Below are 16,805 nucleotides of genomic sequence, written 5' to 3'. Positions count from 1 at the left end.
TCAGTTCAGCTGAGGTTGGCGGCGAATCAGCCGAGGTTGTCGATGAAGTCGAAGAGTTCGCGGTCGTCCGCGGCGTCGAGGACCTCGGCGGTGCCGCCCAGATCGGGCTCGCTCGCGTCCTTGCCCTGGAGCTCGCGCCACATCGCCTGCAACTTGAGTGCGATGTCGGAACGGTCCGCAGGCGACAGATCGGCCGCGGAGCAACTGCGCGCCAACGACTCGACCTCGGCCGCGATCCGATCGAAGGAATCGACGTCCGGGGCGATCTCTTGGCGGAGGAAACCGGCGAGCTCCGCAGGGGTCGGATAGTCGAACATCGCGGTTGCGGACAACTGCACGCCGACCGCCGATTTCAGCCTGTTGCGGAACTCCATGACGCCGAGCGAGTCGAACCCGATATCGCTGAACGGCTTGTCCGGGGCGATCGAGTCCACACCGTCGTGGCCGAGGATCGCCGCGGCCTGGGCGCGGATCACCTCGAGGACGATCCGATCCTGCTTGGCCGCCGAGTGGCCCGCCAGTTGTGCCGCCAGATCGGGCGACTCGCTCGGCGTATTACTGACCCGGCGCCGCGACGGCCGTGACAAACCGCGCATGACCGCGCGCAAGTCGTCGGTGCCGACCTCGGAGAGTGCGGACCGATCGATCCGGGCCGCAACGAACTCCGCCCGGCCGCCGGCAAGGGCCGCATCGAACAGCGCCATACCGTCCTCGTCGCTCAGCGGAATGAAACCCTCGCGGCGCAACCTGGCGATATCGGCCTCGCCGAGGGCACTGGTCATGCCGGTGCTCGCCCGCCACGGTCCCCATGCCACCGATATCGCCGGTAAACCGATCACGTGCCGGTGTTGTGCCAACGCGTCGAGGAACACATTGGCCGCCGCGTAGTTCGCCTGGCCCGGATTGCCGATCACACCGGCGATTGAGGAATAGAGCACGAACGCCGACAGATCCAGATCCTGCGTCGCCTCGTGCAAATTCCACGCCGCGTCCACTTTCGGCCGCAGTACGTCAGTGATCTGCTCTGGTGTCATGCCTGCGAGCAGACCGTCGGCCAGCACGCCCGCGGTGTGGAATACGCCGGTCAACGGGTGTTCCCGCGGGATCGCCGCCAACACCGCATCCAGCGCGGCTCGGTCGGCGGTATCGCAGGCCACCACGTCGACCTGCGCGCCGAGCGCGATGAGTTCGGCTTGGAGTTCGGCAGCGCCGGGCGCGTCCGGCCCACGCCTGCTCGCCAACACCACACTGCGCACGTCGTAAGCCGTGATCAGATGCCGCGCGAGGAGCGCACCCAGTCCACCGGTGCCGCCGGTGATCAGCACGGTGCCGTCGGGCCGCAACGGTGTCGGGACGGTGAGCACGTTCTTGCCGATGTGCCGAGCTTGGCTGACATGGCGGAACGCTTCCGGCGCCTGCCGCACATCCCACGCGGTCGTCGGCGAAGACGTCAACGTTCCGTCGTCGAAGAGGCCGACCAGAATCCGCATGATCTCTTGCAACCGATCCGGATCCGCTTCCAGCAGCATGAAGCTCTGGTAGCGCACCCCCGGATATTCGGCGGCCACTTCGGCCGGATCACGCCGGTCGATCATGCCCATTTCGACGAATCGGCCACCGCGGGGCAGCAAGCGCAGCGACGCGTCCACGAATTCGCCTGCCAGCGAATCGAGCACGATGTCCACGCCGCGGCCCTCGGTCACGTCGAGGAACTTCTGCTCGAAATCCAGGGTGCGCGAGTCACCGATCTGCGCGTCGTCGAACCCCATGCCGCGCAACACATCCCACTTGGGCCGACTGGCGGTAGTGAGCAGACGCAACCCCAGATGCCGCGCGACCTGCACCGCCGCCATGCCGACACCACCGGTCGCCGCGTGCAGCAGCAGGGTCTCCCCAGGTTGCGCCCCGGCCAGGTCGACGAGGCCGTAGTAGGCCGTCGCATACACCACCGGAACGGCGGCGGCCTGCGCGAACGACCAGCCATGCGGCATCGGCGCGAGCAGACGGCGATCGGTCACCGCGACCGATCCGACACCATCGATGAACCCGAAAACCCGGTCGCCCGGAGCGAATTCGGTGACATCGGGCGCGACCTCGAGCACGACGCCCGCACCTTCGCCGCCGATCCGGGCGTTCGGGTCGGGGTAGGTGCCGAGCGTGACCAGCACGTCACGGAAGTTGAGGCCGACCGCCCGCATGCTCACCCGGACCTTGCCCGGCTCCAGCGGCGCCGTCGCGGCGGGATGATCGCGCAGACCGAAGTTGTCCTCGGTCAATGTGCCCTTGTCGAGCGGAGTGAGGGCCCATTCCGAGGTGCCTCGCAACGCGGAGACCCCGTGCACATCTGAACCCGCGCGGTGCAGCCGCGGCACGTGCGTGGTGCCTCGCCGTATCGCCAGTTGAGGTTCACCCGCCGTCCGCACAGCCAGTTCCACCCAGCGCCGATAGTCGGCCGGCATGTCGACATCGACCACGAGAATCCGGTCCGGGTGCTCGCTCTGCGCGGTGCGCAGCAGACCCCATGCCGCCGCGGCGGTCAGATAAACGGCCTCGCCGGGATGCACTGCCACCGCCTGGCTGGTCACGATGACGATGGACCGGTCCTGCGTCAGCAACCGCTGAACGCGCGCGGTCAGCGCCGCGACCACATCCCGCGTCTGCACCGGGAGATAGCGGTCCACCGGCGCGGCGTCGAGCCGCAACACCGTCGCCGTCCGGCCCGCGATCGAGACGGTTTCACCGTCTTCGGCGGCACTCCATTCTCCTGTCTCGGTGAACTCGCCCGCTGGGAGCGCGCCCCAGTCCACGCCATAGCCGACGCCGTCGGTCCTGCGGTGCGCCGAACCGAGCGAATCGGTCGAAATGGGCCGCAGCGTCAGCGCACCCACCTCGGCCACCACTATGCCCGACGTGTCGGCGAGCGTCACCGCGATCCGGTCGCCCGTCGCGGAGCCGGTCGCGGTCGCCCGGACCCGAAGCGCGGTCGCCCCGGTGGCGTGCAGCGCGACGTTCTCCCACGAGAACGGAACGGCGACCACACCGGCCTGCGGGGCGGGCAGCAGCCCGCCGAACAGGAGCACGTGCAAGGCGGCGTCCAGCAGCGCCGGATGCACACCGAATTCCCCGCCTGCCGATCGAACGGATTCCGGCAGTGCGACCTCCGCGAATACCTCATCGGCACGCCGCCAGAGCGCAGTCAGTCCCTGGAACGCCGGTCCGTACTCATAACCCAACTCCGCCAGATCCGCATAGACGTGGTCGATGTCCATCGCCGACGCGCCCGCCGGTGGCCAGCTCGCCATGCTCGTGTCGATCGACGGTGTGTCCGCTTGGGTAGCGACTGTCGCGACCACGTGCCGAACCCACTGTGGCGCCTGGTCATCGGGGCCGTCGCTGTGCTCGCTGCGACCGGCTGTGTCGATGCGCACACGCTGCGCTCCATTACCGGAGTCCGCACCACGCGAACGGGAGTACACCGACACCGTCCGCGCGCCCGTCTCGTCCGGCCCGGTCGCCACCACCCGCAACTCGACGCCACCGGTGGACGGCACCGGCAGCGGCGCCTCGATCACCAGCTCGGCGAGTCGTGGGCACTGCACCATCGTTCCCACATGCAAGGCCAGCTCCACGAAGGCCGCACCGGGCAGCAAGGTCACTCCGGCGACCGTATGGTCGGCCAGCCACGGATGGGCTGCGTGCGAGAGCCTGCCCGTGAACACCACGTCATCGGAATCCGGCAGCCGCACCATCGCGCTCAACAGCGGATGTCCCGCTTCGTCCAGGCCCGATTGCCAGGTGTCCGGCGCGGCGACCGGCTGGAGCCAATACCGCCGGTGCCGGAACGCGTACGTGGGCAACGGCACTCGCACCACGGAGTGGTCGGCGAACAACGATGTCCAGTCCATGCGGATCCCCGCGACGTCGGCAGCGGCCAGCGCGGAAACGAACTGGGTGGGCTCGTCGGTCGAGCGGCGGGCGGCAGCGAGTGCCGTCGACTTGGCCTCGACGCCAGGAGTCTCGGCAAGACACTGCCCAACCATCGCGGTCAGCACGGCATCCGGTCCGATCTCCAGGAAGCGCCGCACCCCGGTCTCGACCAGGGTGTCGATGCCCGGCGCGAACCGGACGCAACCGCGCACCTGCTCGACCCAGTACTCCGGATCGGTCACTTCGTCACCGAACAGGGCACCCGAGATGTTCGACACGATCGAGACGGTCGGCTGGTGGTAGGTCAACTCTTGTGCGATGCCACGGAACTCGTCGAGCATCGGCTCCATCAACGCCGAATGGAACGCGTGACTCACCCGGAGCCGGGAGATCTTGACTCCTTCCGCGACGAACGCGTCCGCGATCTCGTCGATCGCGGATACCTCCCCGGACAAGACCACCGACGACGGGCCGTTCACCGCGGCCATCGACACCCGGCCCGCGAACCCGGTGAGCACCGCGCTCGCTCGCGCCTCCGGCACCGCGACCGCCAGCATCGCCCCGCCCTCTGGCAGCGCCCCCATCAATCGCCCGCGGGCAACCACCAGGGCACACGCGTCCGGCAACGACCACACACCCGCCACATAGGCGGCCGCGAGTTCCCCGATCGAGTGCCCGATCAGCACGTCCGGCACGACGCCGAACGATTCCAGCAGCCGGTACAGCGCCACCTCGAACACGAACAGGGCGGGCTGGGTGAACTCGGTCCGATCCAGCAGCGCCGCACCGTCCTTGTCGAACACCAGGTCCCGCAGCGCCAGCCCGAGCAGCGGGTCGATCTGGGCGCACACCTCGTCGAACGCCGCAGCGAACACGTCGAAGGCCGCGTACAACCCCGCACCCATCCCGGCCCGTTGCGCACCCTGCCCGGTGAACAGGAACGCCGTCCGGCCCGACCCGGCCGTCTCCTCGATCGTTCCCGGTGCACCCGCCGCCAGATCGGCCAGACCGGCCAGCAGCTCGTCGCGATCGCGACCGACGACGGCGCCACGCCGATCCAATCGCGCCCGGGACGTCATCAGCGAGTACGCGACATCCCACACATCCGCGTCGGCATTGCCGATCATCCACTGCCGCAGTCGATCTGCCTGCGCCCGCAGACCCGACTCGGAATCCGCCGACACCAACCACGGAACAACGGTGTCAGGGCGGGGCCGGTCGGTGGGCGCAGGCAGCGATGTCTGCACCCGACGGGCCGGTGCTTCTTCCAGGATGGCGTGCACGTTGGTGCCGCTGACGCCGAAGGACGACACCCCCGCGCGGCGGACCCGCTCGCCGACCGGCCACGGCGCGGCCTCGGTCAGCAACGCGACGTTGCCCTCCGACCATTCCACGTGCGGGCTCGGCTCATCCACATGGAGCGTCTTCGGCAGAGTTTCGTGTCGGAGCGCCTGCACCATCTTGATCACACCGCCGACGCCTGCCGCGGCGACCGCGTGGCCGATATTCGACTTCAGCGATCCGATCCGCAGTGGCTCCGCGCGGCCCTGGCCGTAGGCGGCGATCAGTGCCTGCGCCTCGATCGGATCACCCAAAGTCGTTCCGGTGCCGTGCGCCTCGACCGCGTCCACATCCGACGGCTCCAGCCCGGCATCGGCCAGCGCCGCCGCGATCACCCGCTCCTGTGAGGGACCGTTCGGTGCGGTCAAACCGTTGCTCGCGCCGTCTTGGTTCACCGCCGACCCGCGCACCAGGGCCAGGACGTTGTGGCCGAGCCGCTCGGCGTCGGAGAGCCGCTCGAGCACCAGAACACCGACGCCCTCGGAGAAGGCGACGCCGTCGGCCCCGGCGGCGAACGACTTACAGCGACCCTCCGGAGACAGCCCGCGCTGCCGCGCGAAATCGATGTAGACGTAGGGCGCTGCCGCGACCGTCACGCCGCTCGCCAGCGCCAGCGAGGTCTCCCCCTGACGTAGCGCACGGCAGGCCTGGTGCAAAGCGACCAGGGACGACGAGCATGCGGTGTCCACGGTGACGGCGGGGCCTTCGAGGCCGAGGGTATAAGCCACCCGGCCGGAGATCACGCTGTGTGTGGTGCCGGTGAGCCGAAAACCCTCCAGATCGCCGGTCACCCGATCGTAGTAACCCGAGAAGCACGCTCCGACGAAGACTCCGGTGTCGCTGCCGCGCAACGAGATCGGGTCGATGCCTGCCTCCTCCAGCGCCTCCCAGGACGCTTCCAGCAGCAGCCGTTGCTGCGGGTCCATCGCGGACGCCTCGCGGGGGCCGATGCCGAAGAAGCCGGCGTCGAAATCGCCTGCGGCATCGAGGAATCCGCCGCGGCGGGTGTAGATGGTGCCGGGCTTGTCGGGGTCCGGATCGAACAGCCGCTCCAGATCCCAGCCGCGATCGGTCGGGAAAGCTCCGGTCGCGTCGGTTCCGGACGCGAGAAGCTCCCAGAGATCGTCCGGTGATGCGACACCTCCGGGGAACCGGCAGCTCATCCCGACGATGGCGATCGGTTCGTCCGCCCGAACCCGGCGCGGGGCCTGCCGAGCGGGTCCGTCCGCGGTCGTCGGCGCGACGCGGGATCGCACCAGCTTCGCCATCGCCTCCGCGGTCGGATAGTCGAATACCAGGGTCGAAGGCAACTGCATACCGGTGGCCTTGACCAGCCGGTTGCGGAATTCCATGACACCGAGCGAGTCGAACCCGATATCGCTGAACGGCTTGTCCGGGGCGATCGACTCTGCGTTGTCGTGACCTAGGACCGCTGCTGCCTGGGTGCGAATCACCTCGAGGATGATGCGTTCCTGCTCGGCCGCCGGGCGGCCCGCCACCTGTGTGGCCAGCACCGACGACTCGCTCGCGCCGATGCTGACGCGGCGGCGCGACGGCCGCGCCAAACCGCGCATGAGCGCGCGCGGACCGTCGGAACCTGCCTCGGCGAGTGCGGATCTATCGACCCGGACGGCCACGAATGCCGCCCGGCCGCCGGTAAGGGCCGCATCGAACAGCGCCATACCGTCCTCGTCGCTCAGCGGCGGGAAACCTTCGCGGCGCAACCTGGCGATATCGGCATCGCCGAGACCACCGGTCATGCCGGTGCTCTCCTTCCACAGCCCCCACGCCATCGACGTCGCCGGCAAACCGGCCACGTGCCGGTGTTGTGCCAACGCGTCGAGGAACACATTCGCGGCCGCGTAGTTCGCCTGCCCCGGATTGCCGATCACACCGGCGATCGAGGAATAGAGCACGAACGCCGACAGATCCAGATCCTTTGTGGCCTCGTGCAAATTCCACGCGGCATCCACTTTCGGCCGCAGTACCTCCGTGATCCGCTCCGGCGTCATGTCTGCCAGCAGACCGTCGGCCAGCACACCCGCGGTGTGGAATACGCCGGTCAACGGATGCTCCGACGGGACCGCTGCCAACACCGCATCCAGCGCGGCTCGATCGGCCGTATCGCAGGCCACCACGTCCACGTGCGCGCCGAGCGCGACCAGCTCGTCTCGCAGTTCGGCAGCGCCGGGCGCATCCGGCCCACGCCTGCTGGCCAGCACCAGTCGCCGCACGCCGTAGTCGATGATCAGGTGCCGGGACAGCAACGCGCCGAGTCGTCCGGTGCCGCCGGTGATCAGGACAGTGCCGTCGGGCCGCAACGGTGTCGGCACGGTGAGCACGTTCTTGCCGATATGCCGAGCCTGGCTGACATGGCGAAACGCTTCCGGCGCCTGCCGCACATCCCACGCGGTCGTCGGCGCAGACGTCAACGTTCCGGCCTGGAAAAGCTCGACAACGGTTGCGAGAATCTCCCGCAACCGATCCGGATCCACCTCCAACAGCATGAAGGTGCGGTAATCCACGCCGGGATGCTCAGCGGCCACCTGGGCCGGATCGCGCTCGTCGAGATGGCCCATCTCGATGAACCGGCCGCCGCGGGGCAGCAAGCGCAGCGACGCGTCCACGAATTCGCCTGCCAGCGAATCGAGCACGATGTCCACTCCGCGGCCCTCGGTCACGTCTCGGAACTTCTGCTCGAAGTCCAGGGTGCGTGAGTCACCGATCTGCGCGTCGTCGAACCCCATGCCGCGCAACACATCCCACTTGGGCCGACTGGCGGTAGTGAGCAGACGCAACCCCAGATGCCGTGCCAACTGCACCGCCGCCATGCCGACACCACCGGTCGCCGCGTGCAGCAGCAGGGTCTCCCCGGGTTGCGCCCCGGCCAGATCGACGAGGCCGTAGTAGGCCGTCGCATACACCACCGGAACGGCGGCGGCCTGCGCGAACGACCAGCCATGCGGCATCGGCGCGAGCAGACGGCGATCGGTCACCGCGACCGATCCGACACCATCGATGAACCCGAAAACCCGGTCGCCCGGAGCGAATTCGGTGACATCGGGCGCGACCTCGAGCACCACACCCGCGCCTTCGACACAGATCGCGTCATTGCCACCCGAATCCATCCCCAAAGCGAGCAGGACATCACGGAAATTCACGCCCGCCGCGCGCAGCGCCACCCGAACCTGGCCGGGCGCGAGCGCCCGCAACACGGCGGGTGTCTCGATCAGCGTGAGGTTGTCTCCGGTCAACGTGCCCTTGCCGAGGTGGGTCAACGCCCACGCCGGCGTCCGCACCAGATCACTCGCGCCCACGCCGTCGGCGATGCCGCGGCTCAGCCGAGGTGCATGCGCAGTGCCGCGCCGAACCGCCAGTTGGGGTTCGCCATCCATCGTCACAGCGAGGACGACACCGTGCCGATAGTCGGCCGAGTCGTCGATGTCGACCACGCGGATCCGGTCCGGGTGCTCACTCTGCGCCGTACGCAGCAAACCCCACGCCGCCGCACCGGACAGGTCGACCAGCTCCCCAGGATGCACCGCCACCGCCTGGCTGGTGACCACCACGATCTGCTCGTCCCGCGCCAGCAGCCGCTGCACTCGCACCATCAGCGCGGTCACCGCATCACGCACCGCCGCCGGGAGATCACGATCGCCTGCCGCCTCGTCGTGGCGCAGTACCGTCACTACTCGGCCACCGATAGTGGCGGTTTCGCCGTCATCGGCGGGACCCCAGGCTTCAGCTTCGGTGAGCTGCTCTGCATCGGAGCCCAGCGCGACCCAATCCACCTGATAGCCGGCGCCCTCGCTGTGACGCCGAGACGCACCGAGTCCGTCGGTCGAGAGCGACCGCAGTGTCAGCGCACCCACCTCGGCCACCGCCATACCCGCTCCGTCGGCGACCGTCACCGCGATCCGCTCGCTCCCGGCCCCCGAGCCGGATACCACCGCCCGGACCCGGAGCGAAGTCGCCCCCGTCGCGTACAGCGAAACGTTCTCCCACGAGAACGGGACAGCCAACTCACCGGCGCGCGGGGCCGGAATCAATCCGCCGAGCAGGATCGGGTGCAGCGCGGCGTCCAGCAACGCCGGATGCACACCGAACTTCCCGGCCTCCGACCGCGCCTGCTCCGGCAGCGCCACCTCCGCGAACACTTCATCGTCACGTCGCCACAGCGCCGTCAGTCCGCGGAAGACCGGCCCGTACCCGTAACCCTGCTCCGCCAAATCCGCATACGCGCCGTCGATCTCGATCGCAGCCGCGCCGGCCGGCGGCCAGCTCACCATGCTCTGGTCGGCCGACGGCACGTCCGTCTGAGCGGTGACCGACGCGAACGCGTGGCGCACCCACTCGTCCGATCCGGGGCCGCCGCTGAGCTCGTCCCGATCGGATTCTTCGGCGCCGCGTGCGCGGGAGTACACCGACACTGTCCGCGCACCGGTCCCATCCGGTCCGCCCGCCACCACCCGCAGCTCGACGGCTCCGACAGGCGGCACCGGTAGCGGCGCCTCGATCACCAACTCGTCGAGTCGCGGACAGTCCAGCATCGTTCCCACGTGCAGGGCCAGCTCCACGAGGGCGGCGCCGGGCAGCAAGGTCACCCCGGCGACCGTATGGTCGGCCAGCCACGGATGATCGGCTCGCGACAGCCGCCCCGTGAACACCACATCCCGCGAATCCGGCAGCCGCACCAGCGCGCCGAGCAGTGGATGTCCTGCTTCGTCGAGGCCCGCCTGCCACACATCCGGCGCGCCGCTCGGCTGCAACCAATACTGCTTGCGCTGGAACGCGTACGTCGGCAGGTCCACCCGAGTGGCGTCCGGAGCCAATGCCTGCGCCGTCACCTCGATGCCGACGCAGTGGGCGTGCGCCAGCGCGGCGGCAACCTGCTCCGGACCCCCTTGATTGCGCTTCAGTGTCCCGAGCACGGCCACCCGATCGGCCGAGCCGATCGCCCCCGCTGTCAGCTCGACGCCGATCGTCAGCACTGGATGCGGACTCACCTCGATGAAGGCATTCACCCCCGCGCGCTGTAGCGCTTCGACCGACTCGGCGAAGCGCACCTGCTCACGCAGCCCGCGGTACCAATACCCCGCATCCAGCGTTTCGGTATCGACATAGTCCGCGAACACGGTCGAGAAGAACGGCACCGAGCCCGACACCGGCGCCACCGCAGCCAGCTCCGCGAGCACCCGATCCCGGATCGACTCCACGGCCCTCGAGTGCGACGCATAGTCCACCGGAATCCGTTTCGCCCACACGCCGTCAGTCGCGCACGCCGCCAAGAACTCGTCCAGGGCCGACGATTCCCCCGACACCACCGTCTGGGCCGGGCCGTTCACCGCCGCCACGGAAAGCCGGTCCCCGAAACTCGTCAACCGCTGCGCGACTGCCTCGGCGGCCGAACCCACCGACACCATGCCACCGGCGCCCGCGAGCTCCTCGGCGACGACCAGGGAACGAAGGGCTACCACCCGCGCTCCATCCGACAGCGAAAGTCCGCCCGCAACAACGGCCGCCGCGATCTCACCCTGCGAGTGCCCCACGACCACCGCGGGTTCCACCCCGTTCGCGCGCCACACGCGCGCCAACGAGACCATTACCGCAAACAGCACGGGCTGAACCACATCCACCCGGTCCAGCAACGCCGCGTCCGCCTCGCCGCGCAGCACAGCGGTCAACGACCAATTCACGAACGGCGCCAACGCCGCCTCGCACTCCGCGATCGCGTCGGCGAACACCCCACCCGCGGCCAGCAGCTCGCCGGCCATCTCGGGCCACTGGCTACCCTGCCCCGGGAACACGAACGCCACCCGGCGCGCCGCGGCGCGGCCCGAGACCACGTTGTCTGTGCCCTTGGCGGGCCGTGACTCGGCCAAACTCGCCAGCCCGGCCGTCAAGTCGGTCAGCTCCCGCCCCACAACCGCGCCGCGCCATTCGAACTGCGAGCGGTGCCGCAGCAACGAGTGCGCCACGTCCGCGGCATTCACGTCTTCGTGCGACTGCAACCATTCCTCGAGCCGAACAGCCTGTTCCCGCAATGCCTCCGGACTTCCCGCCGACAGTGTCCACGCCAGGACGTCGGAACCACCGGCACCCGAATCTCGTTCGACTACAGCAGGTTCGGTCGGGTTCGAGGGCGGCGCCTCTTCCAAGATCAGGTGCGCATTGGTGCCGCTCATACCGAACGAAGAGACCCCAGCACGACGGACCCGGCCACGGGCGAGCCATGGCTCCGCCTCGGTCAACAGCCGCACCGACCCCACCGACCAGTCCACATGCGGCGTCGGCGCGTCGACATGCAAAGTCTTCGGCAGGGTCTGCTGCCGCAGTGCCTGCACCATCTTGATCACACCGCCGACGCCTGCCGCGGCGACCGCGTGGCCGATATTCGACTTCAGCGATCCGATCCGCAGTGGCTCCGCGCGGCCCTGGCCGTAGGCGGCGATCAGTGCCTGCGCCTCGATCGGATCACCCAAAGTCGTTCCGGTGCCGTGCGCCTCGACCGCGTCCACATCCGACGGCTCCAGCCCGGCATCGGCCAACGCCGCCGCGATCACCCGCTCCTGCGAGGGACCGTTCGGTGCGGTCAAACCGTTGCTCGCACCGTCCTGATTGATCGCGCTGCCACGCACGACCGCCAACACATTGTGGCCGAGGCGCTGCGCGTCCGACAGCCGCTCGACCACCAGCACGCCGACCCCCTCGGACCAGGTCACGCCGTCGGCGGCAGCGGCGAACGCTTTGCTCCGTCCATCGGGCGCCAAGCCCCGTTGGCGCGCGAAGTCGATGTACAGCCGTGGGCTCGCGGAGATACTCACGCCGCCGGCGAGGACAAGGGAAGCCTCGCCCCGGCGCAGGGCCTGGCAGGCGAGGTGCAGTGCGACCAGCGACGACGAGCACGCGGTGTCGACAGTGACCGCGGGCCCCTCCAGCCCGAAAAGATAAGAGACACGACCAGAGATCACGCTCGGCGAGGTCCCCGTCAACCGGAAGCCTTCGTGCTCACCGGTCACCGCGCGCGCGTAACCCGATGAGATCGCGCCGACGTACACGCCGGTGTCGGTGCCGCGCAACGCGGCGGGATCGATCCCCGCGTCCTCCAGAGCTTCCCAGGAGACTTCCAACATCAGCCGCTGCTGCGGATCCATGGCCGCCGCCTCGCGCGGGCCGATACCGAAAAAGCCCGCGTCGAAAGCGCCGGGGTCGGTGAGGAATCCGCCTTCTCGGGTGTACACGGTGCCCGGTTTGCTCGGATCCGGATCGAACAGCCGCTCGAGATCCCAGCCGCGGTCCGTCGGGAACCCGGTGATCGCATCGCGGCCCTCGGCGAGCAGGTCCCACATCTGCTGGGCCGAGGCAACACCGCCGGGGAAGCGGCACCCCATTCCGACGATCGCGATCGGTTCATCGGAGCGGGTGCGGCGGGCGGTACGCCGCTTGCCGAGGTCGATACCTTCGAGCAAGGAACGCACCAGCCGGGTCACCGCTCGTGGCGTCGGGTGGTCGAATACCAGCGTCGTCGGCAACTCCGTGCCGGTGGCCTGCACCAGCCGATTGCGTAGCTGCTGACCGCTGAGCGAATCGAATCCGAAGTCGGTGAACGGCTGGTCGGGATCAATAGCCGCGGCGGAGTCGTGACCGAGGACTGCCGCGGCCTGCTCGGCGACCACCGTGAGCACCAGGGCATCACGTTCGGACTCGGAGGTGGCGAGCAAGCGGGGCGCGAGCGGACCCGTGACCACAGAATTCCGCCTACGCGCGGGAACCACGGCGGCGGGCGAATCCGGCGCCGACGTCGCGGCCATCTCGACCGGATGCAGCAGCAACGACTTGATCGCGAGAATCGGTGCGCCGTCCTCGGCGAACGCCGTGACGCGAAGGGTGTTCGTATCCACCCGGTCGAGGCGAACCCGCGCCGCCTCCGATCCAGGGCGGTACAGCCGAATATCGGTGAGCGACAGCGGCATCGCAAATGTGTTGCTGTCCGCTTCCGATCCGTCGGCCAGTTCGTCGACGGCCGCGTGCAGCATCGCGTCCAGCAGAGCTGGATGCACGCCGAATCGCCCGGCCTGATCACTCACCGTCGCGTCGAGCGACACTTCGGCGAAGACATCGTGACCCCGCCGCCAAGCCGCTGTGACTCCTTGGAATGCCACGCCGTAACCGAAACCGCGCGCACCGAGGCGGTCATACATTTCCGCGGCTGCCACCGGCTCGGCTGCGCCGGGCGGCCAGTCGCCGTCCACCGAGAGCGGTGCGTCACCGGTGTCGGGGGCGAGCACACCCGTCGCGTACCTGGCCCATTCCTGCGCCTCGACCTCGCCATCGGCCGCCCACCCGTCACCCGATCCGTCGAGGAGCTCTGCGCTGCCGCTGTCGGGCCGGGCATGAATCGCGAACATCCGTCGACCGAGGTCGTCCGGCGCCGCCACACTCACCTGGATGGTCAACGCCTCGGCGATCGTCGGCAGTGGTGACTCGATCCGCAGTTCCGTCACCGAGCCTGCGGCCACTCGGGCGCCGACGCCCAACGCGGCTTCGATCAATACGGCCGCCGGCACGACGGGCGACCCGAGGATCACGTGGTCACCGAGCCATGGATGGGCTGCGCGGGTGAGGCGGCCGGTGAACAGCCATTCGTCCCGGCCCGCGACCGGCACCGCAGCGCCGAGCATCGGATGATCCGGATGGATCAACCCGGCGCTGCTCACATCGCCCGCGCCCGGGCTGACCGAGTCACCAGGTGTCCACCAGCGCAGCCGCTGGAACGCATAGGTGGGCAGGTCGATTCGCGTCGCCGCCCTGGCGAGCGCCGCAGGCGGTACATCGATACCGACGCTATGGGCGCGTGCGAGTGCCGCCGCGAAATGTTCCTGGCCGCCGTGACCGCGTTTCAGGGTGCCGACAACGGCCACGCGGTCGGCAAAACCGATCGAGTCGGCAGTCAGCTCGACGGCCATGGAAACGACCGGGTGCGGACTCGTCTCGACGAATCCGTTCACCCCGGAACGCATCAGGGCCTCGATCGATTCGGCGAAGCGCACCGGCTCCCGCAGCGACCGATACCAGTACTCGGCATCCAGCGTCGATGTATCGACATAGTCGGCGAACACCGTGGAGAAGAAGGGGATAGAACTCGCCCTCGGTCGAACCGGTGCCAGTTCCGTCAAAATCCGATCCCGGATCTCCTCGGCCATTTTCGAATGTCCGGGCCAGGTCGCCGGGACACGCTTCGCCCAGACTCCGTCGGCCGCGCATTGCGCGACGAACTCGTCCAACGCCGCCGACCCGCCCGACACCACCGTCTGTGCGGGCCCATTGATCGCCGCCAATGACAACTCGTCCCCGAACGGCGCCAACCGCTCGAGGACCGCCGCGGTGGACAGACCGACCGCGGCCATCGCACCCTTGTGGATGAGCACCTCGGCCCCAGCTCGGGAGCGCAGCGCGATCACGCGCGCCCCGTCCGACAAAGACAACGCGCCGATGACGACGGCCGCCGCGACCTCGCCCTGCGAATGCCCGATGACCACACTCGGTTCGACGCCGCCGGCGCGCCACAGCCGTGCCAGCGAGACCATGACGGCGAACAGCACCGGCTGGACGACGTCCACCCGGTCCAGCGACGCAGCTCCTGGTTCCCCCCGCACGACATCGGTCAACGACCACTCGATGAACGGCGACAACGCCGTCTCGCACTCGGCGATCGACTCCGCGAAAACACCGCCCGCAGCAAACAAACCCGCAGCCATCCCCGGCCACTGGCTGCCCTGACCCGGAAACACCATCGCCACTTGCCGCGACGCCGCGCGACCCGACACCACCGCGGACTCCGCGAGCTCAGCTGAGTCGGCTCCTGGCTCGGCCAACGCCGCAAGCCCGGCCTTCATCGCGACGAGATCACGACCGACTACCGCACTGCGCCACTCCAGCTGCGTGCGCGATCGCAACAACGAGTGCGCCACGTCGGCGCCATCCGCCTCCGGGTGCTCGTCCAACCAGTCCCGCAGCCGAGCGGCCTGTCCCCGCAATGCCTCCCGGCTCCTGGCGGACAGTACCCATGACAGAACCTCCGAGCCGCGAACGGGCGCGGCATCGACCGTCGGAACCGCGGGCGCTTCCTCCAACACCACATGCGCATTGGTGCCGCCCATGCCGAACGCCGACACCGCCGCCCTGCGGACCTCCGCCGACGGCCAATCCTGCACACCGGTCACAACCCGCAACCTCGCCGCGTCGAGCGAAATCCTGGGGTTCGGAACGCGGAAGTTCAAACTCGGCACGAGTTCTCGATGCCGCAGGCACAGCACGGTCTTGATCAGACCCGCGATCCCCGCGGCGGCCTCGAGATGCCCGATGTTCGTCTTGACCGATCCCACGGCAAGAGGTCCGTCCTCGGGGCGCGCCGCGCCGTAGGTGTCGCCGAGCGCAGCCGCCTCCACCGGATCGCCTGCCGGGGTGCCGGTGCCGTGCAATTCGACATAGTGCACCGACGAGCCTTCTACGCCGGCCGCGGCGAGGGCCGCCCGGATGACCGACGCCTGCGACGCCGCGCTCGGCGCGCTCAAGACCTGGCGCTCGTTGCCGTTGTTGACCGAACTGCCGCGGATCACGGCATGGATCCGGTCGCCGTCGGCGACGGCTCGCCACAGCGGCTTGAGCACGACGATGCCGCCGCCTTCACCGCGCACGATTCCGTCGGCGCTCTCATCGAAGGTGCGGCACTTACCCGACGCCGAGCGCGCACCGAATTGTTCGATGCGTTCACCGCTCAACGGCGAGAGGATGAGGTTCAGCCCGCCGGCCAGTGCCACATCGCATTCGCCGTTGCGCACCGATTCACCGGCCAGGTGCACCGCCACCAGCGACGACGACTGCCCGCTGTCGACGACGAGGCTCGGACCGGTGAACCCGTACTGATTGGAGATGCGGTTGGCGACGACGCCACGGCCGACGGCCCACAGCGAATGCCTGCCGACACCGGGTTTGCCCTGCGCGGCCGCTATTTCCGCGAAATCGGTTCCGGTGGAGCCGAGGAACACCCCAGCCCGCGCGCCGGCCAGGTCGCGGTAGCCGGCGTCCTCCAGCGCCTCCCAGCTCAGCTCGAGACCGAGCAGCTGCTGTGGATCGATCGACCGCGCTTCGTTCGGTGGCACGCCGAAGAAGTCGGCGTCGTACTCCGACGCCGAGTCGAGGAATCCGGCTGTCTCGTCGATTCCGGGGCGGTCGGCGGGAGCGGATCCGATGGCATCGCGGCCCTCGCGCAGCAATCGCCAGAACTTCTCGAGGTCGGCAGCGCCCGGCAGCCGGCACGACATTCCGACGATAGCGATGTCATTCGCTCGTTCGACCATTGGGAATTCCTCATCTTCACGCTTGGTACTTCAAAACCAGCCACGTCAGTGGTTATTGCGAATCGCTATTGCCCGTCGGCTCGGGACGGATTCGCCTCGGCTAGGCCTCGCCCAGCTCCTCCAGCCAGCGCCGTATCTCCTCCGCGGCGGCAGCGGACTCCGTGCCGATGATCGAGA

At 68.9% G+C, this 16,805-nt stretch carries 1 protein-coding gene; it reads right to left on the bottom strand.

From position 1 onward, the window contains the following. Nucleotides 1-26: 26 nt before the first annotated feature. Nucleotides 27-16,628, bottom strand: a complete 16,602-nt coding sequence (locus OHQ90_RS05110) for a type I polyketide synthase (RefSeq protein ID WP_328407811.1) — start codon at nucleotides 16,626-16,628, stop codon at nucleotides 27-29. Between the last annotated feature and the right edge of the window lie 177 nt (nucleotides 16,629-16,805).

It is taken from the genome of Nocardia sp. NBC_00403 (genome assembly GCF_036046055.1).
Classification (GTDB): domain Bacteria; phylum Actinomycetota; class Actinomycetes; order Mycobacteriales; family Mycobacteriaceae; genus Nocardia.
The sequence above is the reverse complement of the archived record's forward strand: the minus strand, read 5'-3'. Positions and strand labels throughout refer to the sequence as shown.